General features: G+C 73.0%; 2 protein-coding genes and 1 pseudogene. All 3 read left to right on the plus strand.

Annotation, left to right across the window (positions count from 1 at the left end; translation table 11 throughout):
- A pseudogene (locus tag QM569_RS12330) lies at positions 1-314 on the plus strand (efflux RND transporter periplasmic adaptor subunit); the annotation flags it as partial.
- Positions 311-2,284 (plus strand): MacB family efflux pump subunit, encoded by a 1,974-nt coding sequence (locus QM569_RS12335; RefSeq protein ID WP_414987532.1) that lies wholly within the window; start codon positions 311-313, stop codon positions 2,282-2,284. The pseudogene QM569_RS12330 and the gene QM569_RS12335, both read left to right, overlap by 4 nt.
- Before the next feature lie 11 nt (positions 2,285-2,295).
- Positions 2,296-3,208, plus strand: a 913-nt coding sequence (locus QM569_RS12340; RefSeq protein ID WP_414987533.1) for a TolC family protein, incomplete at its 3' end; no start/stop codon positions are given.

A 3,208-nucleotide genomic window follows, 5' to 3' on the forward strand; every position in this document is an offset into this window, starting at 1 on the left:
CGCCGGGCGAAGGGCGGCAGCGCGGCATGGGGCCGCGCCCTGGCGGCGCCCCGGCGCCGGGCACGCCGCGCCCCGCCACCGTCAAGGTCGCCGCCGAGGACGGCACGGTCAGCGTGCGCGAGGTCACCGTCGGCGTCAGCAACCGCGTGCAGGCGCAGATTCTCTCGGGGCTGGAGGAAGGCGAGCGCGTCGTGGCGGGCATCAAGCAGCCCGAGACGAAACGCGCCGCCAGCACGGGCCAGCAGCAGCCCCCGGGCGGCTTCGGCGGCCCGCCCGGCATGGGCCCCGCCCCGGGCGGGGGTACACGCCGGTGAGCGCTGCGCATCCCGCCGCCGATGGCGCCGTGCCGCTCATCGAACTGCGCGGCGTCACCAAGACCTACGGCCAGGGCGAGCTGGCGGTGCAGGTGCTGCACGGCATCGACCTGGCCATCTACCCCGGGGAGCTGGTCGCCATCATGGGCGCGTCCGGCTCGGGCAAGTCCACGCTGATGAACATCCTGGGCTGCCTGGACCGGCCCACCACCGGCAGCTACCGCTTCATGGGCCGCGACGTGTCGGCCCTGGGGCGTGACGAGCTGGCCGCGCTGCGGCGCGAGGCCTTCGGCTTCGTGTTCCAGAGCTACAACCTCATCGCCACCGGCACGGCGACCGACAACGTGGAAGTGCCCGCCGTCTATGCGGGCGTGCCGCCGCACGAGCGCCATGCGCGCGCGCTGGAACTGCTGGCCATGCTGGGCCTGGCCGAGCGCACGCACCACCGGCCCAGCCAGCTCTCGGGCGGGCAGCAGCAGCGGGTTTCCATCGCGCGGGCGCTGATGAACGGCGGGCGCGTGATCCTGGCCGACGAGCCCACGGGCGCGCTCGACAGCAAGAGCGGCGCGGACGTGATGCGGCTGCTCAAGGACCTGGCGGCCCAGGGCCACACGGTCATCCTCATCACCCACGCGCCCGAGGTCGCGCAGCACGCCCAGCGCGTCATCGAGATCCGCGACGGCGACATCGTGTCCGACCCCGGCCCGCAGGCCAGCGACGCATCGCGCGCGGCGGCGCTGCGTTGGACGCCCCGCGCCAAAGGGCGCAGCAGCGCCCTGGCCGACGTGCTGGAGGCCACCAAGACGGCCCTGCGCGCGCTGCGCGCCAACATGTTCCGCTCCGTCCTCACGCTGCTGGGCATCGTGATCGGCGTGGCCTCGGTCATCGCCATGCTGGCCATCGGCGACGGCGCCAAGCAGGCCGTCATCGACCGCATCAGTGCCATGGGCTCCAACCTGCTGCTGGTGCGCCCCGGTGCGCCCAACCAGCGCGGCTTCAACAGCACAGCCACGCTGGTGCTGGCCGACGTGGCGGCCATCGACAAGGAAGTGCCCAACGTGCTCGCGGCCATCCCCGAGCAGAACAGCACCGTCACGCTGCGCTACGGCGGGGCGGACTATTCGAGCAGCGCGACGGGCACGTCGGCCAAGTTCCCCATCGCGCGGCAGTGGCCCGTGGCGCGCGGCAGCTTCTTCAGCGAGGAAGACGAGGCCAGCTACGCCACCGTGGCCGTGCTGGGGCAGACGGTGGCGGACGCGCTGTTCCCCGGCGGGCAGGACCCCATCGGCCAGTACGTGCTGGTCAACAACCTGATCTTTCAGGTGGTGGGCGTCATGTCGGTGCGCGGCGCCTCGCCCATGGGGACGGACCAGGACGACGTGGTCTTCGTGCCCTACGCCACCAGCCAGTTGCGCCTGTCGGGCCAGCGCTTCCTGCGCAACGTGACGGTGGCCGTGGCCGACACCGACCGCATCGACGAGACGCAGGCGGCGGTGGAGTCGCTGCTGACCGAGCGCCACGGCGTGGTGGACTTCCAGATCCGCAACATGGCGTCCATCATCGACACTGCCACCGAGACGCAGAACACCATGACCATCCTGCTGGGCTCCATCGCGGCGATCTCGCTGCTGGTGGGCGGCATCGGCGTGATGAACATCATGCTGGTGAGTGTGACCGAGCGCACCCGCGAGATCGGCATCCGCATGGCGACCGGCGCGCGCATGCGCAACATCCTGCAGCAGTTCCTGATCGAGGCGCTGGTCGTCTCGGCCCTGGGCGGCGCCTTGGGCGTGGTGTTCGGGCTGGGCGCGGCGGCGGTCATCGCGGCCTTCGGCACGCCGGTGCAGTACGCCGTGCTGCCGGTGCTGCTGGCCTTTGGCTGCGCGTTCGCCACCGGGCTGGTCTTTGGCTACCTGCCCGCCAAGAAGGCTGCGGGGCTGGACCCGGTGGTCGCCCTGGCTTCGGAATGAGGAAGAAAAACATGCCCACCAGTCCTGCGCTTTCCCGCACGGCGCTGGCCGCCGCGCTGGCCGCAGCCCTGACGGCCTGCGCCGTGCATGAGCCGCGCACACAGGTACCCATGGACTTGCCCGCCGCCTGGGCGGGCGCGCCCGATGCAGGCGCTGCCGCCGTCGGGCCCGACTGGTGGCGCGGCTTTGGATCGCCCCGGCTCGAAGCCCTGGTGCAGGAAGCGCTGGCAGGCAGCGGCGACTTGCGCGTGGCCGCGCAGCGCGTGCGCCAGGCCGACCTGGCATTGCAAACCGCTGGCGCCGCGCAGCTGCCGGGCGTGTCGCTCGCCGCAGGCAGCGCGGTCAGCCGCAGTGAGGGGGCGGGGGTGGGCAAGTCCACCTCCGTCTCCCTGAGCGTGGGCTACGAGGTGGACCTGTGGGGCCGACTGGCCGCAGGCGAGCAGGGCGCGCGCGCCGCGCTGGAGGCCAGCCGCTACGACCTGGAGGCGGCGCGCATCACGCTCACGGCTTCGGTGGCGACGACCTACTTCCAGTGGCTGGCGCTGCGCGAGCGCACCGGCATCGCCCGCCAAAGCCTGGAAACCGCCGAGCGCGTGCTGCGCGTGGTGCAGGCGCGTGCGCGCAACGGCGTGGCGACGCCGCTGGAAGTCTCGCAGCAGACCGCCACCGTGCTGCAGCAGCGCACGGCGCTGGCCCCGCTGGAGGAGCAGGCGCGCCAGACCGCATCGGCCCTGGCGCTGCTGCTGGGCCGCGAGCCCGTGGGTTTCGAGGTGGGCGGCGATGAGGGGTTGATGACCCTGCAAGCGCCGTCGGTGGCGCCCGGCCTGCCGTCGGCGCTGCTGGCCCGCCGCCCCGATCTGCGCGCCGCCAGTCGCCGCTGCGCGTGCGCATGGAATTGCGCCGCCGCCTGCGGTGGGCGGCCGC

This window comes from Acidovorax sp., assembly GCF_047607405.1.
Taxonomy (GTDB): Bacteria; Pseudomonadota; Gammaproteobacteria; order Burkholderiales; family Burkholderiaceae_C; genus Acidovorax.